The sequence below is a fragment of the Mycobacterium sp. IDUB_39 genome (assembly GCF_055419205.1).
In genome coordinates this window covers 825,313-851,189 of the sequence record NZ_JBVAXF010000001.1, presented here as the reverse complement: position 1 = coordinate 851,189, position 25,877 = coordinate 825,313, and the positions used below count along the sequence as shown (strand labels likewise).

The 25,877-nt window shown below is 66.0% G+C and carries 24 protein-coding genes; 13 read left to right on the top strand and 11 right to left on the bottom strand.

What is annotated here, in order from left to right:
• Positions 1-232 precede the first annotated feature (232 nt).
• Positions 233-913, top strand: coding sequence for a helix-turn-helix transcriptional regulator (locus tag ACZY0X_RS04095; protein WP_463768300.1), 681 nt, complete (start codon positions 233-235; stop codon positions 911-913).
• A gap of 18 nt (positions 914-931) precedes the next feature.
• On the opposite strand, the gene ACZY0X_RS04090 is transcribed toward ACZY0X_RS04095, so the two are convergent.
• The gene (locus tag ACZY0X_RS04090) at positions 932-1,159 is read right to left on the bottom strand and encodes a hypothetical protein (RefSeq protein ID WP_463768299.1); all 228 of its coding nucleotides are present in this window, start codon (positions 1,157-1,159) and stop codon (positions 932-934) included.
• 204 nt (positions 1,160-1,363) lie between these two features.
• On the opposite strand from ACZY0X_RS04090, the gene ACZY0X_RS04085 reads away from it, so the two are divergent.
• Together ACZY0X_RS04085 and ACZY0X_RS04080 are read left to right on the top strand one after the other, a co-directional pair.
• Positions 1,364-1,669: a type VII secretion target gene (locus ACZY0X_RS04085; RefSeq protein ID WP_463768298.1), complete on the top strand. Its 306-nt coding sequence runs from the start codon at positions 1,364-1,366 to the stop codon at positions 1,667-1,669.
• A 6-nt stretch (positions 1,670-1,675) separates the two neighbouring features.
• Positions 1,676-2,185, top strand: coding sequence for a hypothetical protein (locus ACZY0X_RS04080; RefSeq protein WP_463768297.1), 510 nt, complete (start codon positions 1,676-1,678; stop codon positions 2,183-2,185).
• Here ACZY0X_RS04080 and ACZY0X_RS04075 read toward each other — a convergent pair.
• The 3 genes from ACZY0X_RS04075 to ACZY0X_RS04065 form a co-directional block, all read right to left on the bottom strand.
• A complete protein-coding gene (locus tag ACZY0X_RS04075) occupies positions 2,182-3,930 on the bottom strand; it encodes a hypothetical protein (RefSeq protein WP_463768296.1) in 1,749 nt (582 codons plus the stop codon). The two genes, ACZY0X_RS04080 and ACZY0X_RS04075, sit on opposite strands and share 4 nt — an antisense overlap.
• 214 nt (positions 3,931-4,144) lie before the next feature.
• Positions 4,145-5,587 (bottom strand): hypothetical protein, encoded by a 1,443-nt coding sequence (locus tag ACZY0X_RS04070; RefSeq protein ID WP_463768294.1) that lies wholly within the window; start codon positions 5,585-5,587, stop codon positions 4,145-4,147.
• A gap of 604 nt (positions 5,588-6,191) precedes the next feature.
• A complete protein-coding gene (locus tag ACZY0X_RS04065) occupies positions 6,192-7,592 on the bottom strand; it encodes a hypothetical protein (protein WP_463768293.1) in 1,401 nt (466 codons plus the stop codon).
• Between the two features lie 615 nt (positions 7,593-8,207).
• Between ACZY0X_RS04065 and ACZY0X_RS04060 the strand changes: the two genes are divergently transcribed.
• The 6 genes from ACZY0X_RS04060 to ACZY0X_RS04035 all read left to right on the top strand — a co-directional run bounded on the left by ACZY0X_RS04060 (position 8,208) and on the right by ACZY0X_RS04035 (position 13,350).
• Positions 8,208-8,546, top strand: coding sequence for a hypothetical protein (locus tag ACZY0X_RS04060; protein ID WP_463768292.1), 339 nt, complete (start codon positions 8,208-8,210; stop codon positions 8,544-8,546).
• 36 nt (positions 8,547-8,582) lie between these two features.
• Positions 8,583-9,092 carry a hypothetical protein gene (locus ACZY0X_RS04055; RefSeq protein ID WP_463768291.1) on the top strand — a complete coding sequence of 170 codons (510 nt, stop codon included), beginning with the start codon at positions 8,583-8,585 and terminating at the stop codon, positions 9,090-9,092.
• 46 nt (positions 9,093-9,138) lie between these two features.
• The gene (gene dnaK / locus ACZY0X_RS04050) at positions 9,139-10,995 is read left to right on the top strand and encodes a molecular chaperone DnaK (protein ID WP_241401354.1); all 1,857 of its coding nucleotides are present in this window, start codon (positions 9,139-9,141) and stop codon (positions 10,993-10,995) included.
• Entirely contained in the window at positions 10,992-11,597 is a 606-nt protein-coding gene (gene grpE, locus ACZY0X_RS04045) for a nucleotide exchange factor GrpE (RefSeq protein ID WP_463768290.1), read from the top strand. Before dnaK ends, grpE begins: the two co-directional genes overlap by 4 nt.
• A 188-nt stretch (positions 11,598-11,785) precedes the next feature.
• Positions 11,786-12,961 carry a molecular chaperone DnaJ gene (dnaJ, locus tag ACZY0X_RS04040; protein WP_241401352.1) on the top strand — a complete coding sequence of 392 codons (1,176 nt, stop codon included), beginning with the start codon at positions 11,786-11,788 and terminating at the stop codon, positions 12,959-12,961.
• Positions 12,961-13,350 (top strand): heat shock protein transcriptional repressor HspR, encoded by a 390-nt coding sequence (locus ACZY0X_RS04035; RefSeq protein ID WP_463768289.1) that lies wholly within the window; start codon positions 12,961-12,963, stop codon positions 13,348-13,350. Before dnaJ ends, ACZY0X_RS04035 begins: the two co-directional genes overlap by 1 nt.
• Here the strand turns inward: ACZY0X_RS04035 and ACZY0X_RS04030 are convergent.
• The 3 genes from ACZY0X_RS04030 to ACZY0X_RS04020 form a co-directional block, all read right to left on the bottom strand.
• Positions 13,347-14,249, bottom strand: coding sequence for an aldose 1-epimerase (locus ACZY0X_RS04030; protein ID WP_463768288.1), 903 nt, complete (start codon positions 14,247-14,249; stop codon positions 13,347-13,349). The genes ACZY0X_RS04035 and ACZY0X_RS04030 overlap by 4 nt on opposite strands.
• A gap of 18 nt (positions 14,250-14,267) precedes the next feature.
• The gene (locus ACZY0X_RS04025) at positions 14,268-15,422 is read right to left on the bottom strand and encodes an FAD-binding oxidoreductase (RefSeq protein WP_463768287.1); all 1,155 of its coding nucleotides are present in this window, start codon (positions 15,420-15,422) and stop codon (positions 14,268-14,270) included.
• Between the two features lie 76 nt (positions 15,423-15,498).
• Positions 15,499-15,666 (bottom strand): hypothetical protein, encoded by a 168-nt coding sequence (locus ACZY0X_RS04020; RefSeq protein WP_463768286.1) that lies wholly within the window; start codon positions 15,664-15,666, stop codon positions 15,499-15,501.
• Positions 15,667-15,866: 200 nt separating this feature from the next.
• Here ACZY0X_RS04020 and ACZY0X_RS04015 point away from each other — a divergent pair, with 200 nt between their 5' ends.
• On the top strand, positions 15,867-17,138 hold the full coding sequence (locus ACZY0X_RS04015; protein ID WP_463768285.1) for a hypothetical protein: 1,272 nt from the start codon (positions 15,867-15,869) through the stop codon (positions 17,136-17,138).
• Positions 17,139-17,177: 39 nt separating this feature from the next.
• Here the strand turns inward: ACZY0X_RS04015 and ACZY0X_RS04010 are convergent, their stop codons facing one another.
• Together ACZY0X_RS04010 and ACZY0X_RS04005 are read right to left on the bottom strand one after the other, a co-directional pair.
• Positions 17,178-18,182 carry an ABC transporter permease gene (locus tag ACZY0X_RS04010; protein ID WP_463768284.1) on the bottom strand — a complete coding sequence of 335 codons (1,005 nt, stop codon included), beginning with the start codon at positions 18,180-18,182 and terminating at the stop codon, positions 17,178-17,180.
• A gap of 134 nt (positions 18,183-18,316) precedes the next feature.
• A complete protein-coding gene (locus ACZY0X_RS04005; protein ID WP_463768766.1) occupies positions 18,317-19,558 on the bottom strand; it encodes a helix-turn-helix transcriptional regulator in 1,242 nt (413 codons plus the stop codon).
• A 158-nt stretch (positions 19,559-19,716) separates the two neighbouring features.
• Between ACZY0X_RS04005 and hxlB the strand changes: the two genes are divergently transcribed.
• Genes hxlB through ACZY0X_RS03990 form a run of 3 tightly spaced genes read left to right on the top strand, consistent with a single transcriptional unit; the run spans position 19,717 to position 23,342 of the window.
• Complete coding sequence (hxlB, locus tag ACZY0X_RS04000) at positions 19,717-20,298, top strand: 6-phospho-3-hexuloisomerase (RefSeq protein ID WP_463768283.1); 582 nt, start codon at positions 19,717-19,719, stop codon at positions 20,296-20,298.
• Between the two features lie 44 nt (positions 20,299-20,342).
• Positions 20,343-20,972: a 3-hexulose-6-phosphate synthase gene (gene hxlA, locus ACZY0X_RS03995; protein WP_463768282.1), complete on the top strand. Its 630-nt coding sequence runs from the start codon at positions 20,343-20,345 to the stop codon at positions 20,970-20,972.
• 42 nt (positions 20,973-21,014) lie between these two features.
• Positions 21,015-23,342 (top strand): ATP-binding protein, encoded by a 2,328-nt coding sequence (locus tag ACZY0X_RS03990; RefSeq protein ID WP_463768281.1) that lies wholly within the window; start codon positions 21,015-21,017, stop codon positions 23,340-23,342.
• A gap of 13 nt (positions 23,343-23,355) precedes the next feature.
• Here ACZY0X_RS03990 and ACZY0X_RS03985 read toward each other — a convergent pair whose 3' ends face one another.
• Positions 23,356-24,441, bottom strand: a complete 1,086-nt coding sequence (locus ACZY0X_RS03985) for a Glu/Leu/Phe/Val dehydrogenase dimerization domain-containing protein (RefSeq protein ID WP_463768279.1) — start codon at positions 24,439-24,441, stop codon at positions 23,356-23,358.
• 34 nt (positions 24,442-24,475) lie between these two features.
• Entirely contained in the window at positions 24,476-25,846 is a 1,371-nt protein-coding gene (gene lpdA / locus ACZY0X_RS03980; RefSeq protein ID WP_463768278.1) for a dihydrolipoyl dehydrogenase, read from the bottom strand.
• Positions 25,847-25,877 lie beyond the last annotated feature (31 nt).

Here is a 25,877-nt window from a genome sequence, read left to right as displayed (position 1 = left end):
CACTTGTCCCATAACGGGAAGCGCAGGCCCGCTGGGCTTGTAGGCTTCCGCCGTGTCGCTGAACGGTGAGCAGCCTCTGACACCGCGGATCGTGCTGGCTCGGCAAGATCTGGCGGCACGTGGCTTACGTCTTCGGTTCGACACCGAGCAAGTTCAGACCCCTACCGACTGGAGTTGTTTCGACGACTCACGGCACCTGATCTATGTGCATCGCCAGGGCAGTCTGCGATCGATGGATACCGATGTCGACTGGGGGCCGACGGGCGGCGGCCCACCTCAGGTTGGCGATGTCTGGGTGGTGCCCGCAGGGGAGCGGCGTGCGTCGGTTGTCCAGGGTGGCGAGCCAACGGGATTCTGCGAGATCGCCATTCCCGCTCAAGCAGTCGGTAGTGCGGCACTGCCGCGAGTCAAGAAGCGCGATCCACTCATCCATCAGCTGACTGAGGGTTTGGCCACGCTCGTCGGTCGCGATGACGGGATGTCCCGGTTGCTCAGGGACTCGCTGGCAGAGTCACTGCGGCTGCACATTGTGGTCACCTGCACCTACGCCCGGTCTCGGCCTCAGCGCCGACTCAGGCCGGAGCCCGACGTTCTGGACGCCGCGACTCGATCCGCACTCTTCGAGTTCGTCGAGGACGGTCTGGACTCGGAGATCACGCTGGAGGCGCTCGCGGATCTCGCCGGGATGTCCGTGGGCAAGTTCATCAAGGCGTTCGCCGCCGCGTTCCACACCACGCCGTATCAGTTCCTGCTGGACCGGCGCATCGATCGGGCCAAGTCGCAGCTGCTGAGTACCTCGCTCACCATCACCGAGATCAGCGCCGCTGTCGGATTCTCCACACCGAACCACTTCGCGACCGCCTTCAGGCGTCGGGTGGGTGTCTCACCGAGCGGCTATCGCCGAAACGGCTGACGGCCTCAGAGTTCGGGTTTAGCGGGTGGAGAGGCCGGCGACGTGCTGGGGGCCGTGGTGGTTGTGCCAGCCGGGGGTCTGGGTGGGTGCGGGGTGGGCCTTGACGACGGGGGCGTAGGAGTAGCCGGGGCCGGTGGGAGCCTGTGCGGTTTGGGCGTTGGCCATGCCGGCCAGTCCGAGGGCGGCGCCGCCAATGATGCCGGCGGAGACGATGGGCAGTGCGATCAGGCGTGCGATGCTGGTCATTTCTGAATCCTTCTGTCTGGGTGTGCTTTTGGTTTCTCTGTCGGTGTTATCGGCGATGAGATAACTATGTCGCGGTTCCAGGCGGGTGTATGTCGGGTGAGTGGTGGAGACAGGGGGTGAATCCGCTGTCCACCGATCGGGGGACAGCCTCGGTTCGCAATTTGGTGCGTCGACGGACCACGCACGAGGAATAGGATCACTGCTGTGCCCGCTCGCCCCCTGAAGTTCGATCCCGACGAGTTGCGGCGACTCTCGCGCACACAGCAGGAAATTGCCGATCGGACGGCAGCGACAAGGCTGGGTGAGGACCTCGGAAGCGCGCCGGGCGCGCTTGCCGGGTTAGATACCGCCGACGCGTGTGTCGTCGCGGGAGAGGCCTTCGACGCCCTCATCGACGACGTCGTCCGCGATATGAACAAGCAGGCCGCGGCCCTTAGCCTGGCCGCGGAGCGCTACGAGGCGACCGATGCCGACGCCGCCGCGAACCTGTCCGACCCGACGAACCTCTAGCCCACGATGATCACGATCAGTCAGGTCGAGGCGACCGACACGAAGTGGATCGACGCGACGATCCTCATCGTAAGTGAGCGCGCCCTCGTGACGTCGGCCTCGATCGCTCTGCAGAGGCAACAGGACATGACGCGTGCTGTCTTGGGCAACGCCGGGGACGAGGCGCAGAACCGTAGCGATGAGATCGTAGTGAAGTTGGAACAACTCACGGCAGAGTTGAACAGGCTGGGGGAGGCGCTCGACCAGGCGAAGTCCCGCTTCACGAACAGTCGCTCGCAAGTCCTGGAGTGCGTGGCCAAACTAGAGGGTCAGGGGTGGGGGGTGGCCGACGACGGGACGGTGAGCCTAGTGCCCGGCAGCCCGCTCGCCGGGTACGCGAAGATCAGCCCGACGAACGATATGCATGTCCGCCAGCTGGCGGCGGAGCACACCGTGAACTTGAAAACGCTACTGGCGCAATTCGAAAGCGACGATGTCAGCGTCGCGGCCCAGATTAGGGCCGCGGCGGCTGCCTAGATCGCCCTTGCCGGCGACACCTCCTCGGGCATGTCGTCCGGCTCATCGGAGGTTGGCTCCTCAGCGGGTCTCACGTTGGCACACAGCAGGGCGCTTAACGGAACGGCGAAGAGCAGCAGTGCGAGCGTCGTGTCGCCAGCCGAGATGCCGGGATAGATGGTGACGATCCCCGCAGCGGCGGCGACCAGGAATAACTGTGCCGACACCGTGAGGACCACGCCGGTGTGCGCATGTCCGGCCCCCGGCGGCATCGCCCACAGCAGCGCGAACAGTGCAGCCGTGACCGCGATGATCGGCGTCAGTGGGGTGGCAATGACGTTCGGCAGCCAAGATGCTCCGACAACGATCAGCAGGGGGATCAGCACCAACCGGTTCGCCATCTCGGGCGAGATCGGTGTCGGTCGCCCAAGCAGACCTAATATCGTTGCAGCGCAACAAATTACCGTCAGGCATATGACGATCTGGGATGGCTTCGCCCAGAATGGCACGGTCCAGACGAAACCCAACTGATCTGCTGTGACGGCGATGTACACCGGAACCAGGAACAGCAGACCAACCCTGGCGACCATCTGGCCTACCGTGCCGCGCCATCCCGCTCGTACCGCGATGGGAACCAACGTCAGCAGCGCCAGCCACATAATGAACAGCCCGGCTTCAGCTGGCGGGGCGATGGTGTCCCGTACCGGCCCGGTGATCGCATTCGCGGTCAGGTTCACGACCATAACGATGGCGATGACGATTTGGATTGACAGGGCGCTGACGCCGATGGCCAATGTCGTGGCCACATCGCCACGTTGGCTCAGCGGTGCCTGGAACGAGTGCTGCGTCACGTAGGCAATCGCGACTGAGACCGCGATGGCGTGCGGCCACGTGCCCAGGTCTCCGAGGGCCCAGTAGTTCTCGAGGAAGCCCGAGGAGATACCGGCAACGTTGTTGACCTCGAGCACCACGACCACGAGCGCGATCACGCAGAGGACCGCGGTGAATCCCCAGCCCGCGCGATGTCGGGAGACGTGGTGGGCGATGGCGGACCGCGAGTGCGCGGCGAGCGCCACACCGCCGGTGGCCATGGCGGCGATGAACGCGAGCGCAATGCCGGGAACATATATCTGCGTCGAGATGTCCGCGCCTAGCATGACGAGCAGATCGTTGGGATCTGCTGGCACGTCGGCGTTCAGGGCGCGCCCGAACGTGATGTTCGCGTAAATGGACGGGATCCACGGCGCGGCGACCAAGCAGGCGAGCAAGATGCTGAGCCACGGTCCGGCCGGCCGGCGGAGGACGTGGACACAGGTGATCACGATGGTGGCAGCGGCGAGCCATGAGGCGGCCGCCGGAATCGCCTGCCACGAACGGTCGATCGCCAGAACCAGGACGGGGATCAGCGGAGTGGCGATACCGGCGCACCAGGCCAGGGCGGCGTGGTGTCGCGGGGCGTTCTCGCTGGTGGCCGTGTACACATAGCCGACGGCCGCGATGCCGGAACCGATGGCGATACCGCACAGCAGAGGCCAAGTCGGCGAGTACTTGAAGACCAGTTCGCCGTCGAACAGCGAGTGCTCCTCGGGAACGAAGAGCCCGGGAATGAAGCCGAATGCCAGCATGATCGCCGCGCCGATCCAACTGACGATCGCCAGCGCACGCAACGGTCCGGGGAGTGCGCCGGGGCGCAGATGCGTCGGCCGGCGCCGGGCGTCGTCCCACAGGCGTTGCGCGAGCGGCCGCAGCTCAGGTGTCAATTCCACCGCGGCATTATTGCCCAGCGCAAGCATTCTGCGTGCCCATTCGGCCGTGATGCGTGGCCGGCCGCGCGGCGGTGAGACTGCAACCAGGGTCGTGATCCAGCGCGATTCACGACCCTGGATGCAGTCTCAATGAGCGCTCGGGTGGGAAGAACTCGCGGATAGGCCCCTCCTTCGGGTTGAAGGAGGGGCCTATCTGGCTAACTAGCCGATGCGGTTACTCGTTGCTGCCGCCGGTGTCGCTGCCGGTGCTGCTGCTCGAGTTGGCGCTGGAGGTGGTGCGGTTTCCGCCGAGGGCCTTCTTGATGCCGTCGCCGAAGTTCTTGGCTGCGGCCCCGACCTGATCGCTGAGGGCGTTGAGCCCCGCCTGGGTCTGATTGCCGGACTTGTTGTTGGCCCCGGCCTTGACGACTGGCACCACTTTGTTGCCGTCCTTGGTATCGACGGGCGTGGCGGTGGTGTCGGTGGCTTCACCGTCGGCCGGTGCGGCCGGGTTCGCCTCGGATGGCACAGTTTCCGTGACGTCGGCCGGAGTTTCCGCCGCGATCGGTGTTGCCGGTTCCGGTGTGACCTCCGGAGTGGTCACGTCGACCACCGGCGCGGTGGCGGGCGTGTCCACGGTGGGCTCGGTCGCGGCCTCCACGGGGGCGCTGTCAGGCGAGGCCGAGACGGTGTCCTTCTGCGACGTTCCGTTCAGCGACACCATCGTGGCGGTGAGACTCGGCGTGGCAGTCACGTCCGTTGCGGACTTCTCGGCGGTCGTGGTGCTCAATCCAAAGGCCGACAACCCAGACAAGTTGCCCAACAGATTGTCGCGATCCGCACCGGGTGTCGCGATCGCGTTGGCCAAGGTCTTGATCGCGCCCAGTATGGCGCCGACAGCGGAGAACGCGGCGCCGCCACTGTTACCGAGGAAACCGCCTTGGTCGAAGCCGCCGGAAACGAATCCGTTGAGGAATGCGCCGGTGACCGTGGCCGGGGCGTTCACCATGGCGTTCACGAACCCTGCCAGATCGCCGGTGCGCAGGGCGCTCCCGAGGCTGTCAATGACGTGACCAGTGGCAACGAGCGACGAGTTCATCGGGCCGATCACCCCGTACAGCAGCACTGCCGGCAACACCGACGGGATGATGTTGACCAGCTTCCCGAGGTTCGTGAACGGCTGAGCGAGAACGCCCGCAATGGGGAAGCTGGCGTTGATCAGCGGCAGTCCGAGAACCAAGCCGAGCGATGAGAGGGTGAGGATCCCGGCTTCGACCTGCCCGGCCGCGATCTGACCGAACGCCTGCTGGATTGTCGCGGGCGCGCCGAACGGATTGTCGGGGGACAGTGCCGAGGCGTAGGCGTCACCCAGCCCTTGCATCGTGGTGATCAGGACATTTGCGCTGTACAGCTGGTTGGCGATGATCTGCCTGAGGATCGGGGCGGGGTCCTCGAGCCACGTCTCGAACTGGCTGCCCACATTCTGGGACGCAGTTGTGATGACCTGTCCCCACAGTTCGAGGGGGTTGGTCAGCGCCGAGAGCTCCACCGCTGCGGACGAGGCGTGCATCTCCGGAAGTTGGATTTCCGGGATCGGAGCGATGGGACTGAGCGCGAGGGCACTGGCGCCCACCAGCGCCACACCCGCAGCCAGATAGGGCCGGGCAGCAACGTGCATTTGATCTCCTTTTACGGGGCCGTGAATTATGACCGCGCAGACGTTACCCAGGAGTAAGTTCGTCCGTCCGCAAATTGGAGAACCTCGCTTGACGGGCGTCAAGGGCTGCGCGGCCCCCGCAAATTTGGTGATCGAGTTTGGAAATGTCCTGTTCACTGCCGTCGCTGCATCGTCAGCACGGCGGTCAACGGCGCGTTCGCATTCGATTCATTGCGCATGCGGCAAAATCTTGACGAGAGTCGACATTGCGTTGCCAGCGGGTCCGTCGCGCCGTAAGCGCGGTTAGGTTACTCAGCGGTAATGTTCGTTCGCTATCGCAACACTGGATTCGCGCGCGGGCCTTCGGGCTCGCGCGTGGGCGTCCCGGTCAGCCTGTGCATGCCCGCGACTGCGCGTTGTGAGCCTGGTCCCGTGGGGGTGGTCATGCGATTCAACAGCTCGTTCCGGTCAGGCGAATCCTGCAACGAACTGGCAGTCCCGGCCACTCAAGGAATCTACGGATTCAGTTGCGGCATGTGGCGCCGACATGGCTCTGGGTACTGAAACCGAAGGCCCCCTCCTTCTGGTGGAAGGAGGGGGCCCGCGGGTTTAGTTGGTGCGGTTACTAGTTGCTGCCGCCGGCGTCGCTGCCGGTGCTGCTGCTCGAGCTGGAGGTGCTGCGGTTTCCGCCGAGGGCCTTCTTGATGCCGTCGCCGAAGTTCTTGGCTGCGGCCCCGACCTGATCGCTGAGGGCGTTGAGCCCCGCCTGGGTCTGATTGCCGGACTTGTTGTTGGCCCCGGCCTTGACGACTGGCACCACTTTGTTGCCGTCCTTGGTATCGACGGGCGTGACGGTGGTGTCGGGGTCGGTGGTCTCACCCTCGGCCGGTGCCGTCGTGCTCGGCTCGGTCGACACCGGTTCGGTGGCCGTGGCCGGAGTTTCCGCCTCGATCGGTGTTGTGGGTTCCGGTGCGACCTCGGGGGCGGTCACCTCGACCACCGGAGTCGTGGCGGGCGTTTCCACGGTCGTCTCCGGCGCGGGTGTTGCGGATCCCGGCTCGACCTCGACCTTGGGTGCCTCGACGGCCGGGGCCGGTGCGGCCTCGAAGGAGACCAGCGTTGCGGTCGCGTCGGGCAGCGAGGCAACGTCGGCCAGCGGCGCCCGCGGCGCCGGTGCCGGAGGCTTGATCGCCGCTGCGATTGCCCGAGGCAGATTCACCAACAGTGAGTAGAGCAGGCCGGGGACGCTGCCATTTTGGCCATGGGAGATGAGCCCCGGCATCGTGACGAATTCAGTCGAATAACCGTTGATCAGGGCATTGAGGACCTTGGCGGGCGTGCCGATGGCCTCGCCCACGGCCCCCGCCAGGTCGCCGACCCGGACCGCGTCGAAGATCGCCTGGGCGCTGGCGCCCATCTGCATGTTGACGCCCAGGGTGTTCTGCAGGAAGCCCAGACCGAGGAACATCACCTGGAAGTTGACCGCCTCGAGTGCCGCGGTGACGTTCTTCGAGATGGCGACCGGGATTTCCAACAGGCTCATCAAGGCGATGGGGCCACTGAGGAACATCGTGACGAAAGACATGTTGAGCGCCTGCACGGCGGCTTCGATGTTGCCCGTCTTGAGCGCGGCGACTGCCTCCTTCAGTCCCGTCGGCAGAGTGCCGAACCCGTCCCCGGTGGCCCACTGCGCCATCCCCTTGACGAATCCTGTCATGGCGGTCACGTACTGCTCGGCGTACCCGAGACCGTTGCTGATGATCTGGCCCGACAGCGGGAAGGGCTGGGAGAGCCATGAGTTGGCCATGTACGCGACGTTGCCGATCGTGTTCCCGACGAGGTCCACGTACGGCGTGAAGGGGTTCGAGAAGGCCGAGAGTTGCACCGAGGCGGTGGACACTGCGGCGCGGGACATCAGGGCTTCCGGCGCGGCGGCTGTGACGGGGCTGATGGGGGTGATGGCGATGGCGCTGGCACCGGCCAGTGCGACACCCGCCGTCAGGTAAGAGCGAACGCTGATCTGCACGAATCTCCTTGATGTACCGCAACGATATTGACGATCGTGACCATATCTGAGAGGAGACTGTGAAATCGCAAATATTTGAAACTCGTTCTACTGCTGTGTAGCGGCATGAGGGCTCCGTTACTTGTCAATTGAAAGAAATAGCTGGCCGGCGGCGGTTTGTGTCCAGTGCGGCAAACTCGGAAGAATCAAGCTTCTTTTTGGTACCTACTACATAGGAGGGCAGTTGGAACCGGTTCCACTACTGAGACCGCTCTCCTTCAGGGCACTGGACACACCGTGTTACCGGCCAGTACACCTCTAGCGGGGTCGTCTCGGACCGGCCAGCGGTTGTGCGGCACGAATGGTCGTCGTCCGTCATCTCGCTGCTTTGCGCGACAGATCGCCAATTTCTGGCAAGCGCGATTTGATGCGTGGGGCGGTGCTGAGGCCAAGGGATATGTCCGAGATCTTTTTGCTGTTGACGGGCGAACCCACTCCCGTCGCCTCCAGGTGACCGGGCGAGAAGTGCAACACGTTCATCCTGCTCAGGCGTGTGTCATTCCTGTTCGCGAGGGGACTGGATCCGGGGCTGGCTATGCAGCACTCGCCAGCTGTCGCGTGGACGACGACGACACCATGGAATCTGCTGGCTTGTGCGGCACAGTGGCCGGCGCATCCGGTTCGGGTTCGAGCCCCGCAGCTGACGGAACCGTCTCGGACGAGACCGTCACGGTGGACGTCGGCGGTGCGCTGGCATCGCTGCGGACGGGCCGGGGCGCCGTGGAGGGCTCGTCCGCGCCGGTCGTCTCGGTCGCGTCTGTCGTCTCGGCCCGGGGACGGGTATCGCCGGCGGAGCGGATCGAAGGCGTGGGTTTCGACCGGTCACGGCGCTTGGATGATGTTGGGGGCTGCGGGGTGACGTCATCCAGGAGCGGCACGGTCACGCTGGGAATCGTTGCCACAGAGGGTGTTTGATCCGCCGATCGAGGGCCCGACGTCGAGTAAGAGCCGGTGTTCGCTCCACCGCTGCTCACCACGACGCCAGGTGCCGCGGGGGAGGTCGTCCCCGATGATGAGGACACCGTGCTCGACGGTGAGCCCGACGAGGCACTCTCCGTCGACGATGGTGACGACGTCGGTGTCGATGCGGCGTCATCGCTCGGCGTTGTCGGGCCCGTCGTAGTCGATGAACTCGCCGACGACTCCGATGACGACTCAGACCCCGACGGCGGCTCGGATCCCGATTGCGCCGATGGTTCCGCCACAGCGACGCCGGCCATCACCACCGCCACGATCCCCAGTGACGTCGCCAGTGACGTCGCGAGGCCGCCGACCCGAGCCAGGTGCACCGGTGCAGACATAGCCATATGGATAGTGGCCGAGCCTGCGGCGCGAGTGTCGTTTGAGGAATCCCGGAGTAGACGGGAACAAATCCGCAGGGCACCCCGTTGGAAGGTTCGACACTTGAGTGGATCAGGCTCAACTCTGGTTGACAAGACACCGTCGCCGAGGAAAGCTTGAGCGTGGTCCACTCAGACCCCAATAAAGCTATTCAGGAGGCAACACTATGGCTCGTGCGGTCGGAATCGACCTCGGGACCACCAACTCCGTCGTCGCAGTCCTTGAAGGCGGCGACCCCGTGGTCGTCGCGAACTCAGAGGGCTCACGCACCACCCCGTCCGTCGTCGCGTTCGCGCGCAACGGCGAGGTTCTCGTCGGACAGCCCGCCAAGAACCAGGCGGTCACCAACGTCGACCGGACCATCCGTTCGGTCAAGCGCCACATGGGCACCGACTGGTCCGTTGAGATCGACGGCAAGGACTACACCGCCCAGGAGATCAGCGCGCGCATCTTGATGAAGCTCAAGCGCGACGCAGAGGCCTACCTCGGCGAGGACATCACCGACGCGGTCATCACCGTCCCGGCGTACTTCAACGACGCCCAGCGTCAGGCCACCAAGGAAGCCGGCCAGATCGCCGGCCTCGAGGTGCAGCGCATCGTCAACGAGCCCACCGCCGCGGCCCTGGCCTACGGCCTCGACAAGGGCGACAAGGAGCAGACGATCCTCGTCTTCGACCTTGGCGGTGGCACATTCGACGTCTCGCTGCTCGACATCGGCGGCGGCGTGGTCGAGGTCCGTGCGACCTCAGGCGACAACCACCTCGGTGGCGACGACTGGGACGATCGCATCGTCGAGTGGCTGGTCGACAAGTTCAAGGCCTCGGCGGGCATCGACCTGACCAAGGACAAGATGGCCCTGCAGCGGCTCCGTGAAGCGGCCGAGAAGGCCAAGATCGAGCTGTCCTCGAGCCAGAGCACATCGATCAACCTGCCCTACATCACGGTTGACGCCGACAAGAACCCGCTGTTCCTCGATGAGCAGCTCACTCGGGCCGAGTTCCAGAAGATCACCCAAGATCTGCTGGACCGCACCCGCAAGCCGTTCCAGTCGGTCATCGCCGACGCCGGCATCTCGGTGAGCGCGATCGACCACGTGGTTCTGGTGGGCGGTTCCACCCGTATGCCCTCGGTCACCGAACTGGTCAAGGAACTGACCGGCGGCAAGGAGCCCAATAAGGGCGTCAACCCCGACGAGGTCGTCGCCGTGGGTGCCGCGCTGCAGGCCGGTGTGCTGGCCGGCGAGGTCAAGGACGTGCTGCTGCTCGACGTGACCCCGCTGAGCCTCGGCATCGAGACCAAGGGTGGCGTCATGACCAAGCTCATCGAGCGCAACACCACCATCCCGACGAAGCGCAGCGAGACCTTCACCACGGCCGACGACAATCAGCCGTCGGTGCAGATTCAGGTCTTCCAGGGTGAGCGCGAGATCGCCTCGGCCAACAAGCTGCTCGGCTCCTTCGAACTGACCGGCATCCCGCCGGCTCCGCGGGGAGTCCCGCAGATCGAGGTCACCTTCGACATCGACGTCAACGGCATCGTGCACGTCACGGCCAAGGACAAGGGCACCGGCAAGGAGAACACGATCAAGATCCAGGAGGGCTCCGGCCTCTCCCAGGAGGACATTGATCGGATGATCAAGGACGCCGAGGCGCACGCCGAGGAGGACCGCAAGCGTCGCGAAGAGGCTGACGTCCGCAATCAGGCGGAATCGCTTGTCTACCAGACGGAGAAGTTCGTCAAGGAGCAGCGAGAGGCCGAGGGCGGCTCCAAGGTTCCCGAGGAGACGCTGGGCAAGGTCGAGGCGGCCGTCACCGAGGCCAAGACGGCACTCGAGGGCACCGACATCTCGGCGATCAAGGCCGCGATGGAGAAGCTCGGAGTCGAGTCCCAGGCGCTCGGTCAGGCGATCTACGAGGCCACTCAGGCCGAGCAGTCGGCTGACGGAGGGTCCGCCACAGCAGCCGACGACAACGTCGTCGACGCAGAGGTCGTCGACGAGGATGAGACCCAGGAGAACAAGTGACGCAGGGAGATCCGCACGACGAACCGGTGACCATCACCGACAAGCGGCGTATCGACCCCGACACCGGAGCAGTCCGTGACGCTGCCTCCGGCCCGGCCCCCAGTGGGTCGGAGCCGGAGGCGGTCACGCCGGACGAGTCCAACGAAGCCGCCGAACTGAAGACCACGCTGCAGCGGGTCAAGGCCGAGTACGACAACTTCCGCAAGCGCACCGACCGCGAGAAGCAGGTTGCCGCCGAGCGGGGGAAGGCCTCCGCCGTCATGCAGCTGTTGCCCGTGCTCGACGATCTCGACCGGGCCCGTGGCCACGGCGATCTGGAGTCCGGTCCGCTGAAGTCGGTGGCCGAGAAGCTCTCCGGGGCACTTGAGGGCATCGGACTGGTGGCCTTCGGTGCCGAGGGCGATGTGTTCGACCCATCGCTGCACGAGGCTGTGCAGCACGAGGGTGACGGCTCCAATCCCGTAATCGGGACGGTCATGCGCCAGGGTTACAAGCTCGGCGACTACGTGCTGCGGCACGCCATGGTCGGGGTGGTCGATTCCGTCGAGGAACCGGACGCCGCGAATTCCACGGCGGCGCAGGCCGAAGCCGACGCGGACTGAGGTCGCGCATGGTGGCGTGGGGAGGCGATGTGCACTTGACCCAATGGGTTGGTGCGTGTCGCCTCCCACGTCGCCAGTGCCGACACCGGGCGCGAAATCGTCGACAAAACACGCTCAATCGGCTTACAGGCCGCAGAATCAGAGTAGGTAGACAACAACGATGAACAACGGTGAGGAGGTGATGCCGAATGGCCCAACGCGAGTGGGTTGAGAAGGACTTCTACAAGGTGCTTGGCGTCTCCTCCGATGCCAGTACCGACGAGATCAAGCGTGCCGCGCGCAAGCTGCTCGCCGCGAACCATCCCGACCGCAACCCGGGCAATCACGCTGCGGAGGAGCGGTACAAGGAGGCCTCCGAGGCCAAAGAGGTCCTGACCGACGAGAAGAAGAAGAAGGAGTACGACGAGACCCGTCGGCTCTTCGCCGGTGGCGGCGGTTTCGGTCGCCGGTACAGCGCCGGTGACGGCGGCTTCAGTGGCTACGGCGCCGACGGCGACGTCAACCTCGGCGATCTCTTCGGTGCTGCGGGCCAGACCGGCGGCGCCAACATCGGCGACCTGTTCGGTGGACTGTTCGGCCGCGGCGCACAGCAGCCGCGACCCAGCCGACCGCGCCGGGGCAACGATCTCGAGACCGAGACCGAACTGTCCTTCCTCGAGGCCACCAAGGGCGTGGCGATGCCGCTGCGGCTCACCAGCCCGGCCCCGTGCACGAACTGCCATGGCAGCGGCGCCCGTCCGGGCACCAGCCCGCGGGTCTGCCCGTCGTGCAACGGCGCCGGGGTCATCAGCCGTAACCAGGGTGCGTTCGGGTTCTCCGAGCCCTGCACCGAGTGTCGCGGCACCGGGTCACTCATCGACGAACCGTGCGACGAGTGCCACGGCGAGGGCAAGATCACCCGGACCCGCACCATCAACGTCCGGATTCCGCCGGGTGTCGAGGACAACCAGCGCATCCGCCTGGCTGGGCAGGGTGAAGCCGGTCTGCGGGGTGCACCGTCGGGTGACCTGTATGTCACCGTGCACGTGCGGCCCGACAAGGTGTTCGGTCGCGACGGTGACGACCTGACCGTCAGCGTCCCGGTCAGCTTCCACGAACTCGCTTTGGGGACAACGCTTTCCGTTCCGACACTGGAGGGCAAGGTCGGTGTCCGGGTGCCCAAGGGTACATCGGATGGCCGCATCCTGCGCGTCCGCGGGCGGGGAGTGCCGAAGCGCAACGGCGGCCACGGAGACCTCCTGGTCACCGTCAAGGTCGCCGTACCGCCCAACCTCGAGGGCGAGGCGGCCGAGGCGCTTGAGGCCTACGCCAAGGCAGAACGAGCCAGCGGATTCGATCCGCGGGCAGGATGGGCCGGAAACTGATGGCCGGCAAGCGCGGTGGAGACGATGCCAGGACCTTCCTGATCTCGGTCGCTGCCGAGCTCGCGGGTATGCACGCGCAGACGCTGCGTACCTACGACCGGCTCGGCCTGGTCAGCCCGCAACGCAGTTCCGGTGGCGGCAGGCGCTATTCGCAGCATGACGTCGACCTGCTCCGTGAGGTGCAGCGGCTGTCTCAGGACGAGGGCGTCAACCTCGCGGGGATCAAGCGCATCATCGAGCTGACCAATCAGGTCGAGGCGCTGCAGTCGCGGCTGGCGGAGGTCGCCGATGAGGTCGAGCTATTGCGCTCCGGGCAGCGGCGAGACGCCGGCCCGAGCACCGCGCTGGTGCTGTGGCAGCCGCGCCGGGGCGCGCGCCGCTCCAGCTAGCCGATCCTGATCGAGAACCGCGCGGTCGCAGGCGTTCCCGCTAGCGCGACACGGTAGCTGCCGCGCCGCAGTGCATCAGTGGGTGCCGCCATGGGCTCGATGCCCACGACGTCGTCGTTGCGCGGTGCGAACAACTGCGCTGCGGGGTAGCCGCTCTCGAACCTCACCTCGACCCGCCGGTCACCGCCGGTGAGCGCGAACACCGCTCCGTCGGGCACCTGGTCGAAGCCGTCGTCGTAGGCGATGTCGTCCAGCGCTTCGCTCCCGCCGATCCAGTCGGTGTGCTCCCCGGTGGGGATACCCCTGTCGTCCACGGGCAGGTGTCGCATGTACGGCGTGGTGAGCATCCACTCCTCGCGCGGTACGTCCGGAATCCTCAGATAGGGGTGGTACCCGAAGCACAGCGGTACCGATGCGGCCGTCGTCGCTGTCACCGTCGTCTCTATCGTCAGTGTGCGGTCGGCGAGCGTGACCCGTTGGGTCAGCACGTGCGGGAACGGGAACGACGCCAGCAGTGTCGGTTCGTCGCCGAAGTCCAGGACGGCCGACAACGAGTTGTCCGAACGCGATGTCACCACCCAGCCGGGATGGGCCGCCAGCACGCCGTGCATTGGCGCGCCGTGGTCATCGGTGCGCACACCGCCCACCCCCGGGGTCAAGGTTACTTCCGTGCCGTCGACCTCATAGTTGCTGGTGCTCAGGCGATTTGCCCACGGATAGAGGATGGGAATCCCCATGGTCTTGCCCGCGCTCACGTAGGCGTCGAGGCCGCGCCGCTGACCGAGATACTCCACGCCATCCTCGGCGAGCGAGGTACCGATCATGCCCGCCGCGGGCACGAAGGTCGCGGTGAGCGGCGACGCCGGATCCTTGAGTATGACCGACTCGAACTCAGGCATCGTTCGATTCAATCACGCTCAATCGACCACGGGATCGTGTTGGATCCGTTGGGCGTCTGCGCCCTTGGCGAGGAGCGCGGCCCTGGTGGCCTCGATCATCGCTGGGCCGCCGCTGATCAGAATCTGGCGATCACCCCAGCTGCCGTAGCGGGTGACGACCTCGGGCAGCAGCCCGCTCTGCCGGACGTGCAGGCCACGCGGTGGATCTGTGACAGGGAAGTCAGCGGCCCATGGCGGATTGGTGGAGAACTCCGAGACTGGTGTCACCGACAGCCAGGGGTTGGTCGACGCGATCTGCCACAGCGTGTTCAGGTCGTAGAGGTCGCACGGGTAGCGGCCGCCGAAGAACAGGTGCACCCGCGGGTTCTCGGCGAACCGCGACAGGTCCATGATGAGCGTCCGCAGCGGGGCAAGCCCACTGCTGCCCGCGACCATCAGGACGTCGCCGCCGTCTCGGTCCACGTGCAGGCCCCCGTGCGGGTTGGACAGTCGCCAGCGGTCGCCGATCCGGGTCTCGCCGACGATCGCGGTGCTCACCATCCCGCCGGTTACCGACCGGATGTGGAACTCGATGGCGCCGCCGCGGTCGGCGGGTATCGACGGGGTGAGAAAGCGCCAGCGTCTCGGCCACTGCGGAACCTCGACGGTGACGTACTGACCCGGGTGATAGAACAGCGGCTGGTCGAGTTGCAGTCGCACGATCGACACATCGCGGGTGGCGCGGATGTGGTCGATGACTTCTGCGTCGCGGTAGGGCGGGCCCTTCTCGGCGTCGGCGGCCCCCCGCATCACCCCGACGATCAGCTCCACCACGTCGCGTGCGGTACCGGCCAGCGTGTGGTCCCAGCGGCCGCCGAAGTGGTGGGACAGGGCGCCAAGCAGGGCGGTCTGCAGGCCGTTGTAATGCAGTTGTGTCACACCGTACTTGCGGTGATCGCGGCCCAGCTGCGCCAGGAACGCCACGGGTTCCTCGGCGCGCTGTTCGATGATCTCACCCAGCAGCCAGGACAGTGCCTTGGCGAAGGCGGCGCGCTGGTGGGCGAGGTCGGGAGGGAACAGATCGCGGACGGAGATGTCGAGGGCGAACCACCGGGTGTAGACGTCGCTGATGAGCTCATCCGGGTCGATCGCGGCACGCAGAGTAACCAGCGCGTCGCGATCGTCTAGCCCCACGCCGTTCGAGTCTAAGTGAGGTGCGGCTGGGCCCATGCCTGCCGCCCCGGGGGATAGGATCCGAGGCCAGCGGCATTCAAATTACTGACGCAGCCCAAGCATTCACATAATTTACTTGAATCTGTAATGTTTCAAATAATTTGCCATTAGCTGAACTGCCGAGCTGATCGACAGGGTCATTATCGTCATCAGCAATGCTCCTGGCGATGGATTCATACGCACCGGGCGCGATCTGCCATTGCATATGCCATCAATGCGTACCATTCAGCTAATTCATGTACGAAGGTAGCGGTTTACGATTCGCGGATGAAACGAAATGCCCATTGTCGGCTCTAAAACCCGGACTGAAACGCGTTGCAGAAATCTTCGGGTCCGCATCTCCTCGTCAATTACTGTTCCGCCGTCGGTCCACCCGCCGACGTCAGTTCGACAGAGGAGACCCCCTTGCAACTCGCCTTGAGGCCGTATGTGACCGCCGGTGTGGCACTGGTTGCTGCCGGCGCCATCGCCGCCACTCCGGTGCTCGCGCCAGCGCCGGAGATGCAGTCCCGTATCGAATCCCACGCGGTTCAGCTCACCGCCGCCATCGACAACCCCTTCGATGTGTTCCGCCCGGTCGTCGACAAGGCGGGCGCCCTCGTACAAGGCGCGATCCAAGCTGAGCTCGACAACCCGTTCCCGATCATCAATGGCTTGATCGGCAGGGCCGCGATCGATGCCAAAGCCCTGGCCGAGATCGGTAACTCGATGGGTCAGATCATCACGACCCTGGCGAACAAGTTCCCGGCGGCCCTCGGAACCGCGGCCTATCGCGCATTCAGAGGCAATTTCACCGGCGCGGTCCAGGCGTTCACTCCGGTGTTCATGGGGCCGTTCTTTCAAACGTTCATGCAGTTCATCAAGCTGCAGACATTCGTCCAGGATCGCTTCGCCCTCGCGGGGAAACTGGTGGGCGGGGTCATGATGGCGAGCTGGGCAATCGTGCCGGGACAGGCGTTGAACTTGTTCTCAATCATGAACGCAGTAGCGGGTGGCCTGGACGAACTGTGGAAGGCGGTTCCGTCGGGCGATCTCGGTCAGATCGTCAACGCGATCCAACACGGCATGGCCAACGTGACAATCGCGACGCTCAACCTCGTCGATGGTATGCGTTCCGCGTTCGACTACCAGCGCACCGTGATTCGCGACATCCTCAACCCGCCGCCGCCCGCTCCCGAGGAGTTGCTGGCGTCCGCGGACATCGCGAATGTGCAGACGTTGGCCCTGCCGGCTGCGGCGACCTCGTTGACGCTGTCCTCGGTTGAGGCCCTCGCCCCGGCGACCGACGTGGTTGTCACGCCGGAGTCCCCGACCCCGGCGGCTGAGGAGGTTGTTGCACCCGTTGAGGTTCCGGCAACCGAGGTGGTTGTCACGCCGGTCGAGGTTCCGACTCCGGCGACCGAGGTAGTGGTGACGCCGGTTGAGGTTCCGGCAGCCGAGGAGACTGAACTCGTCACGCAGGTCCGGCCCAGCCCGATTGCGGTTCCAGGGGTCACCGGTACGGCCACCGAGGGGTCGAAATCACGCGACGCGCTCAGCAACAGCGTGCGTGACTCGGTCAAGAAGGTCACCGACGGGATCAAGAAGGTCACCGCAGGCCTGGGTGGCAAGCAGAAGAAGAGCGAAACATCCAGTGGTTCAACAGGGTCCAGCTCGGAGAGCGGCTCCGGGGAGTAAACCCAGTCCGGCCGGTAGCCCCCTCACCGTTGGAGGGGGCTACTGCCTCGTCTGTCCGCGGATGGCGGCGATCACGATTAAGAGCGCGCCCACCACAGCCCAGCAGGCAAGGACCACGACCGCGCTCGTCGCACCCGCCCCGGAGAAGTAGGCCGTCGAGCGCAGCAGGGTTGCGGTCGCGCCCTGCGGTAGCAGTTGGCCGAACGCACCCCATCCGGCCGGCAGTAGTTCTGGGGCCCCGGTGATGCCCGAGAGCGGGTTGCCAAGCAGTAGCGCGAGCGCCGCGCCGACGGCCAGGCCGGTCCGGCCGAACAGCGAGCCAAGGCCCAGGATTGGCAACAGCGCGGCGGCGATGCCGAGCGTCAGGCCGGCCGCCACGCCCCAGAGGTTGGTGTCGACCGAGCCCAGTACGTAGGTCAGAATGGCCGCCACGCTGATGCCCGCGACGGGGGCGAACACGAAGGCCGCCGCCAGGCGGGTCCAGACCTCGCGCCTCAGGGCGAGAACCAGGGCGATCGCGGGCAGGATGGCCGCGAGCGTTATCGGCAGAGCGGTGGCCGCTAGCCCTGCGCCGCGCGGGTCGTCGGCGGTCGGTGGCGCGAGATCTTCTGTGCGCAAGGGCATCCCGGTGGCCTGGGCCATACCGCTGCCCAGTTGTCCGAGCGTGGCGGCGACGGCAGGGCTGGCGCCGGTGGCGATCAGCAGCGTTGGGCCCTGCTGGTCGACGACGATGCCGCCGTAGGCGTCGCGATTCAGGATCGCCTCGCGCAGCCCGGCGGCCTCGGAGTAGACGGTGACGGCGAAGGCGCCGGGGACGGCGCGCCCGACCTGGTCGGTGATCTGGGTGGTCAGCGCGGGCGGGCCTGCGACACCGATCGGCACGTCGTGTGGTGCCGATCGGGATGCGGGCAGAGCGAAGGCGATCGCCACGATGGCAATCAGTGTGGTCAGGGCGACGACGATGGCGGTGGCCCGCGCGGCGGCGGGGGCTTCGTGGCCGGCCTCGGTGTGAGGGGTGTTCCGCGTTGGCGCGTCGGTGTCCATGACGATCCTTTTCATCGGCCGTTGAATTCTAGTCCGAGCGTAACGCCGCGTTGGGATCTTTTCAACAGCCATTGAAATATTGTTGTCAGCGCATTGCCCCACCTGTGCAGACAACGAAGGGGTGAGTCTTGGGGTCAGCGCTGTGCGTTGCCGCGGGGGATGATCCCGGCGCGGATGCCGACCGCGCCCGCCTCGGCGCGATTGGTGAGCTCGAGCTTCCGCAACAAGCTGGCGACGTGGAACTTGACGGTGCTCTCGCTGATTCCGAGGTCTGCGGCAATGGCCTTGTTTCGTCGACCGACGGCCAGATATCCGAGCACTTCATACTCGCGCGGATTCAAGGTGGACAGCACTCGCTCATCGGGGTTCACGGCTGGGGGATCGAGGGGGATGGTGGCCACCACCCGGTTACCCCAGCCGGGAATCGTCTCGATCTCGGCGTGACCACCCAAGGTGTGTAGTCGCCCGGCGAGCTGGCGCCTCAGCGCGCTGTGGTCGACGTTGCCGGAACTCTGGTCCCGGACTTCGATCGACACGTTCTCACCGTCGCAGTCCCATGCGATTCGCAACCGGGTGAGTCCTGGCCGGGCATTGAAGGCAAGGACGATCGTGCGCACCAAAGCCCGTGCTCCGTAAGCGATCTCGCCGGGCAGCGGTCGTCCATCGACCGGTGGTTCGACGAACTCGACGTCGAAATCGCCGGGGTACATGAGGGTGTCGAGTTCGGTTCGTAGTCGGGCGAATGCGGTGGACACCGCCTCCTCGGAGAGATCCCGGTCAGCGGCGCTGGCCGATCGAGCGGCGATCAGGGCGTCCGAGGCGCTCTCAAGGGCGATCATGCGTGCCCGTCGGTCATCGAGGTGGTGGGATCGCAGCGTGCTGAGGATCGATGACAGTGTTGCCTCGTGCATCTCGGTGAGCTGCGCCGTCGTGCGGGCGCGCTCACTCGACGCGGCCCGCGACTCGGCGAGGTAGTCGGGACTGGCCTGCGAGACCTGTTGTTGGATTGACGTCGCGACCAGCCCGAACATCGCCGCAACCTGCTCGGCGGTGTCGGGCTCAATCACGTCGGCCTGCCGCAACACCAGCACCAGCAATGTGTCACTGATGTCGCGGCGTGCCCAGACCCGCCGGTCCGTGCCCGCGATCCTGCGAATGTCGGTGACGTGCTGGCCCGGGCTGACGGACTGGCGGAGTTCCTCGAGTTCGGCGATGGTCACTCGATCGACGACGTCTCGGCTTCCCGACACCTTGCGAGGACGACCCGTGCACTCGTGGGTGAAGATCACCAGCGCGTCGTGGGCGGCGGCGTCTTTCAGGAGGCGGGAGAACCGCGCCGCGATGTCCGGTAGCGCGCCGGCGATGACATCCCGCATGTCGTTCCACGCGGCCGCGGTGGCATGGAGGGTCGGTTCCACGCTCGCCACCCGTTCACCATAGGGCCCGCTCGGATCGTCCGCACTGATCGATCGTCTAGTCAGAACCCGCCAAGCGGCCAGGTGTCAGGCCGAAAGGCCAACGGCACGCTGTGATCATGACCGAGACCGTCGAGCCGTTGCTCGCGCAGTTCAGCGATGGTTGCCGCATCGTGCTCGACGAGACCCGACGAGTGATGACGTCCCTGGACGAGCAAGCGTGGAACCGCGCGGCGACGCTGATCACCGGTGCACGATCGGTCTTCGTCATCGGGAACGGCCGCAGTGGTCTCGCCGCCCAGATGGCGGCCATGCGCCTGGTCCATCTGGGCCTGCGCGTGCACGTCGTCGGTGAGAGCACCGCACCGGCGATCGGTGCCGCGGACACGTTGATCGCGGTCTCTGGATCCGGGACCACGCCGTCGGTAGTACAAGCGGCCGACATCGCGCGCGAGCACGGTGCCGACGTCGTCGCCGTCACAACGGCGTCGACATCGCCGCTTGCTCAGCGGGCCGATGTCGTCGTGATCCTGCCTGCCGCCGACAAACAGGATCACACGGGTTCGGCCAGTCGCCAGTACGCGGGAAGCCTCTTCGAACAAATGGTGCTGTTGGCGTTCGACGCCCAGTTTCACGCGTTGTGGGCCAACACGAACCAGACAGCCGAGCGTCTCTGGGCACGGCACGCAAATCTCGGCTGACACCCCTCAAAACACGCAATCACAAACTCACAGAGGAGCACCGAATGACCAAGCTTCAGGTTGCCATCGATCTGCTCACCACCGCAGACGCGCTGGCGCTCACCAACAAGGTCGCCGAGTACGTCGACGTGATTGAGCTGGGCACGCCGTTGATCAAGTGCGCCGGGATGAGCGTCATCAGCGCGATCAAGGCCGCACATCCGGACAAGGAGGTGCTCGCCGATCTCAAGACCGCCGATGCCGGCTTCCTGGAGGCCGACCTCGCCTTCGCCGCGGGGGCCGATCTGGTGACTGTCCTCGGCACCGCCGGCGACCCAACCATCGAAGGCGCTGTGGAAGCTGGCCGAAAGCATGGCAAGAAGGTCGTCGCAGACCTGATCGGGGTCGACGACCGGGTCGAGCGTGCGCGCGAGGTCACGAAACTCGGCGTCGCGTTCGTCGAACTCCACGCGGGACTCGATGAGCAGGCCCAGCCCGGCTACTCGATCCGTACCCTCATCGAGGACGGGAAGACGGCTGGGGTCCCGTTCGCGATCGCGGGCGGGATCACCGTGGACACAATCGCCGCAGTCCGCGCCGCTGGAGCCCACGTCGCCGTCGCAGGTGGTGCCATCTATGGCGCCGCGGATCCGGCGGCAGCTGCGAGGGCACTCAAAGACGCGCTTGCGAACTAACTTCCATGGCCGCCCAGGGCGAGCCTCACTAGGATGGCCCAGATGGGCCCCAACCAACCTGATGCGCCGCGCGGCCCTGCGGACGACCTACCAGCGGAGGCGAACCGCTTCGTGGGGCGATCCCGCGAACTCAAGCAACTGGCCAACCTTCTCACTCGCGCGCGGCTGATCACGCTCATCGGGGCCGGCGGAGCGGGTAAGAGCCGCCTTGCGATTCAGGTTGCGCGTCGAGCGCGCACCTCGTTTCCCGACGGAATCACCTACCTGTCGCTGGCCGACCTCCAGGATGGCGAGCTGCTCGGGCAGCTGGTGGCCGGAGCGCTTGGACTGCGTGGTGCGGTTCGTCGGTGGGATGTCGACGCACTGGTCGAGTACCTCGCCGATTCCCATCGACTGCTGGTGTTCGACAACTGCGAGCACATAGTGGGTGCGTGCGCCGAGTTCATCGATGCACTGTTGAGTGGCTGCCCGCACGTCAGGGTATTGGCAACCAGCCGGGAATCGATCGCCGTCGCCGGTGAGAACACTTTCCCCGTCCTGCCTCTCGGGGTGCCTGCGCCGGATTGCCCGCTGGATGCCTTCGCGCAGTACGACGCCGTCGGTCTGTTCGTCGAACGCGCGACCTCGGTGGTGCCGAACTTCGCGCTCAATGAGTCCAACCACAAGGCGGTGGCCGACCTCTGCAGAACGCTAGATGGGTTACCGCTTGCCCTCGAGTTGGCCGCCGTCCGAATGCGCGCGTTATCGCTTGAGCAGATCGTGCAGCTCCTCTCGGCCCGACCGGATCTGCTGGACGGTGGACGCCGCGGCGGCCCCACCCGTCAGCGCACCCTCCGTGCCTCGATGGGCTGGAGCTATGACCTGTGCTCGGCGTCCGAACAGTTGCTATGGGCACGGCTGTCGGTGTTCTCCGGTGGTGTGGAACTCGATGCGGCGGAGGGCATTTGTTCTGACGAGCTGCTGCCACGGTCCGACGTCATGCCGCTGCTGTCGTCGTTGGTCGAGAAGTCCATCCTGATCCGCGAGGAGCGCGGCGAACGCGTCCGGTACCGACTGCTGGAAACGGTCCGTCAGTTCGGGCTCACCATCCTGGGGCGGGAAACCGAGGAAGTGGCGAAAGGGCGCCGACGGCACCGTGACTGGTACCTAGACATCATCGACAAGACGATGACGGACTGGCGGACCGCAGGCCAGGTCGACCGACTGGGACTTCTGCGGGACGATATCGCGAATCTGCGTGCGGCCCTGGAGTTCTGCGTGCAGCAGCCCGGGGAGTCGACGGTGGGTCTCCGCATGGCGAGTTCGCTGTACCACTACTGGCTGCTCAATGGCCTGCTGGGTGAGGGCAGCTACTGGATAGATCGGCTACTGGCCGTGGTGACCGAGTCCGGGCCCGTGCGCATCCGGGGACTCTACGTCGCCGCGTGCCTGGCGACCCTGCGAGGCGAAGTCGATTCCGCCGCACGCATGCTCGCGGAGGCCTCCGACATGTGCGACCAGCACGGTGACGTCGCAGGGCGCGCGTACGTGGTGCAGGCGCAAGGACTGATGGCCCTGGTCCAGGATGACACCGACGAGGCGGTGCGGCTGCTGACGGACTCGATGCACAAGTTCGAGGCCGTCGACGACAACACCGGTTCGGCGTTCACCACGGTCCTGTACGGCATCGTCTCGATGCTGCGCGGCGACTCGGACCGCGTGGCCGAGGCGCATGACCGAGCTCGCGAGATGACGGTTCCGTATGGGGAGTCGTGGATCTGGTCATTCTCCCTGTGGGTCTCCGGGATGGATTCGTGGAACCGTGGCGAGTTGACGGTCAGCTTCGAGTTGCTCACCGCAGCCCTACGCCTGAAGCGACCACTGCAGGATCACCTGGGGATCGCCGAGTGTATCGAGGGCATCGCCTGGGTCACGGCGACGAGCGGCGAGTTGCAGCGTGCCGCAGTGCTGCTGGGTGCGGCGGACAGCATCTGGCACGGTATGGGGATGTCCGCCGAGACGGTGCCCGGGTTCTATCGGCACCGTGAGGAGAGCGCCAAGCTTGCGCGCAAACTGGGCGAGCGGCCGTTCCAGGCCGCACATCGCCAGGGGCGCCAGATGACACTGGACGAGTCGATCGCGTTCGCCTTGGAGGAGTCCGCGCAGAGCCGCGGCTCGGCGGACGCCGCAAGGCCCACCAAGCGGGAACGTGAGATCGCCGAACTCGTCGCGCTCGGCAGGAGCAACCAGGAGGTCGCCGACGAGCTGGTGTTGTCCCGCCGCACCGTCGAAGCGCATGTCCAGCACCTCATGGCCAAACTGGGGTTCAACTCACGCAGCCAGGTCGCCGCGTGGGTCGCACATCAGAACGCCGCTCGCGACCTGGCGTGAGTGCGCCCGCGGGTCAGTCGAACCGGTCAGCTCGCGCCTCGGACAGCCGACCCTCGGCGATGCGGTCGGCGATACTGCCGGGACCGATCGACTCGGCTCGCGAACGGTCGAGAATCGCCAGGACTGTGCCGTAGATTCCCTCGACCTTGTCGCGTACCCAGCCACTGCCTGCGGAGGCGAGTTCGCCTGCGACCTGGATGAGTCCACCGGAGTTGGCGACGTAGTCGGGGACCCACACCACCCCGCGGTCGTGCAACCGCTGATCGACATCGGGTGTCTGCAACTGGTTATTGGCCCCGCCGCAGACGATCGCGGCACTCAGGTGGGAAACGGAGTCGGCGCTCAGCGTGCCGCCGAGCGCACACGGTGCGTAGACGTCGATCTGCTCGCCGAGGATGTGGTCGCAGACGGTGACACCGGGTAGCCGCCCGGCGAGGTCGGCCAGCGCTGCCGGGTTCACGTCGGCGGCGGTAACGTGGGCTCCCTCGGCGAGTAGTAGTGCGATCAGCTCCGATCCGACCTTTCCGACGCCCTCCACGCCGACCCGGCGCCCTGTCAGCGCCGGCTCACCCCACACGATCGTGGCGGCCGCCCGCATGGCCTGATAGACACCCAGCGCCGTTGTAGGCCCGCTGTTACCCGATCCGCCGGACTCTGACGTGCGCCCCACCACGTGCCCGGTCGTCTCCCCGATCACATCAAGGTCGTCGGCGCTGACGCCGATATCCCCGGCGGTGATGTACCGGCCACCGAGGGTGTCGATGTATCGGCCGTAAGCCCGCAGCAGCGCAGGGGTTTTCGCCCGTTCGGGGTCGCCGATGATGACCGCCTTGCCGCCGCCGAGCGGCACCGCGGCAATGGCCGCCTTATAGGTCATCCCACGCGACAGCCGAAGAACGTCGGTGAGCGCGTCGGTGTGGCTGGCGTAGGGGTAGAACCGAGTACCGCCGAGGGCGGGCCCGTGAGCTGTCGAGTGGATACCGATGATGGCCTGCAGCCCGGTCTCCTGGTCCTCGCAGAAGATCACCTGCTCGTGTGGCAGGCCCGGGATAGCGTCGGCTCGATCGAACACGGCGCTGCTGGTGACGGTCGATGTCATGAATGGTCTCCAATTGGGGGCGTCGAAGTCGGGATCAGTTGTGGGTGTGCAGTGGCCGGCCAGACAGCGCAAGGTGGGCCTCGCCCATTGCCTCGTTCTGGGTGGGATGTGCGTGGATGAGGCCGGCGACATCCTCGGGATGGGCCCCCCAGCTGACGATCAGCTGCGCTTCGCCGACGAGTTCACCCACCCCCTCGCCGACCATGTGTATGCCGACAACGGGGCCGTCGGCCACGCGGATCACCTTGATTCCCCCGCCTGTGCCGATGATCTGGCTCCTGCCGTTGCCCGCGAAGTCATAGACGGCCATCTCGATGTCGGAATATCGTTCGCGGGCCTGGGATTCGGTCAATCCGACGGAGGCGATCTCCGGCGCGCAGTACGCGACACGCGGGACCTCGACATCGTCACGCGCAATGGGGCTTAGGCCGGCGATCGTCTCGGCCACGAAGACACCGTGCCCGAACCCGCGATGCGCGAGTTGGGGGCCGGCGACGATATCGCCGACCGCGTAGACATCGGGGACGGACGTGCGCAGGTGTTCGTCGACCCGGATGAAGCCGCGTTCGTCGATGTCGACACCGCCCTCGGCGAGCCCGATCCCGTCGGTGCGGGGATGGCGACCGACAGCCACGAGCAGTAGGTCGGCCTGTACGGTCTCGCCGGACTCCACCGTGACGCTGACATCAGCGCCGTTGTCGACCGCTGTGACGAACCGGGTGTCGGTCTTGATCGTTATGCCGCGCTTGCGGAATGCGCGGAGGAGTTGTCTGGAGGTCCAGTCATCCTCAGCCGGCACCAGGCGGGGTAGCGCCTCGACGATGGTGACGTCGGCCCCCAGGGAGGCCCAGATGCTGGCGAACTCAACGCCGATGACACCGCCGCCGAGGATGATGGCCCGCCGCGGCAGGTCGGGAAACGTCAGTGCCTCATCGCTGGTGAGGATGCGGCCGCCCACGTCCAGTCCGGGCGGCGTGCTGACTCGGGATCCGGTGGCCAGCACCAACTGTGCACCGGTGATGGAGCGGTCACCGACCACGACGGTGGTGTCACCGCCGTAGTGTCCGGTGCCCGTGACGACCTCGACACCGCGGTGTCGGATGAGCCCCTGCAGACCCTGGAACAGGCGCTCCACGACCTCGCCCTGGTATCGGTGCACGGCGTCGATGTCGATCTGCCCGAGCGTTGCGCCGATCCCGATGGAGGCCGCGTTCGTGACCGTGTCGGCAACCGCCGCGGCATGTGTCAGCGCCTTGGTCGGTATGCAACCCCGGTGCAGGCACGTGCCACCGACCTTGTCCTGCTCGATCAGCGTGACGGTCTTGCCGAGCTGCGCGGCTCGCAGAGCGCAGGCGTATCCGCCCGAACCGCCGCCGAGGATCAGGACGTCGGGGTTATCGGTCATATCGTGCTCCTTCGTCTCGCCATGGCACCAG

What these genes read in the sequence shown, in the direction of transcription:
- ACZY0X_RS04095 (WP_463768300.1), top strand. Translation starts at nt 233, where the DNA reads ATGGATACCGATGTCGACTGGGGGCCGACGGGCGGCGGCCCACCTCAG.
- ACZY0X_RS04090 (WP_463768299.1), bottom strand. Translation starts at nt 1,159, where the DNA reads ATGACCAGCATCGCACGCCTGATCGCACTGCCCATCGTCTCCGCCGGC.
- ACZY0X_RS04080 (WP_463768297.1), top strand. Translation starts at nt 1,676, where the DNA reads ATGATCACGATCAGTCAGGTCGAGGCGACCGACACGAAGTGGATCGAC.
- ACZY0X_RS04070 (WP_463768294.1), bottom strand. Translation starts at nt 5,587, where the DNA reads ATGCACGTTGCTGCCCGGCCCTATCTGGCTGCGGGTGTGGCGCTGGTG.
- ACZY0X_RS04060 (WP_463768292.1), top strand. Translation starts at nt 8,208, where the DNA reads ATGGAATCTGCTGGCTTGTGCGGCACAGTGGCCGGCGCATCCGGTTCG.
- dnaK (WP_241401354.1), top strand. Translation starts at nt 9,139, where the DNA reads ATGGCTCGTGCGGTCGGAATCGACCTCGGGACCACCAACTCCGTCGTC.
- dnaJ (WP_241401352.1), top strand. Translation starts at nt 11,786, where the DNA reads ATGGCCCAACGCGAGTGGGTTGAGAAGGACTTCTACAAGGTGCTTGGC.
- ACZY0X_RS04035 (WP_463768289.1), top strand. Translation starts at nt 12,961, where the DNA reads ATGGCCGGCAAGCGCGGTGGAGACGATGCCAGGACCTTCCTGATCTCG.
- ACZY0X_RS04030 (WP_463768288.1), bottom strand. Translation starts at nt 14,249, where the DNA reads ATGCCTGAGTTCGAGTCGGTCATACTCAAGGATCCGGCGTCGCCGCTC.
- ACZY0X_RS04020 (WP_463768286.1), bottom strand. Translation starts at nt 15,666, where the DNA reads ATGCAATGGCAGATCGCGCCCGGTGCGTATGAATCCATCGCCAGGAGC.
- ACZY0X_RS04010 (WP_463768284.1), bottom strand. Translation starts at nt 18,182, where the DNA reads ATGGACACCGACGCGCCAACGCGGAACACCCCTCACACCGAGGCCGGC.
- ACZY0X_RS04005 (WP_463768766.1), bottom strand. Translation starts at nt 19,558, where the DNA reads ATGCGGGATGTCATCGCCGGCGCGCTACCGGACATCGCGGCGCGGTTC.
- hxlB (WP_463768283.1), top strand. Translation starts at nt 19,717, where the DNA reads ATGACCGAGACCGTCGAGCCGTTGCTCGCGCAGTTCAGCGATGGTTGC.
- hxlA (WP_463768282.1), top strand. Translation starts at nt 20,343, where the DNA reads ATGACCAAGCTTCAGGTTGCCATCGATCTGCTCACCACCGCAGACGCG.
- ACZY0X_RS03990 (WP_463768281.1), top strand. Translation starts at nt 21,015, where the DNA reads ATGGGCCCCAACCAACCTGATGCGCCGCGCGGCCCTGCGGACGACCTA.
- ACZY0X_RS03985 (WP_463768279.1), bottom strand. Translation starts at nt 24,441, where the DNA reads ATGACATCGACCGTCACCAGCAGCGCCGTGTTCGATCGAGCCGACGCT.
- lpdA (WP_463768278.1), bottom strand. Translation starts at nt 25,846, where the DNA reads ATGACCGATAACCCCGACGTCCTGATCCTCGGCGGCGGTTCGGGCGGA.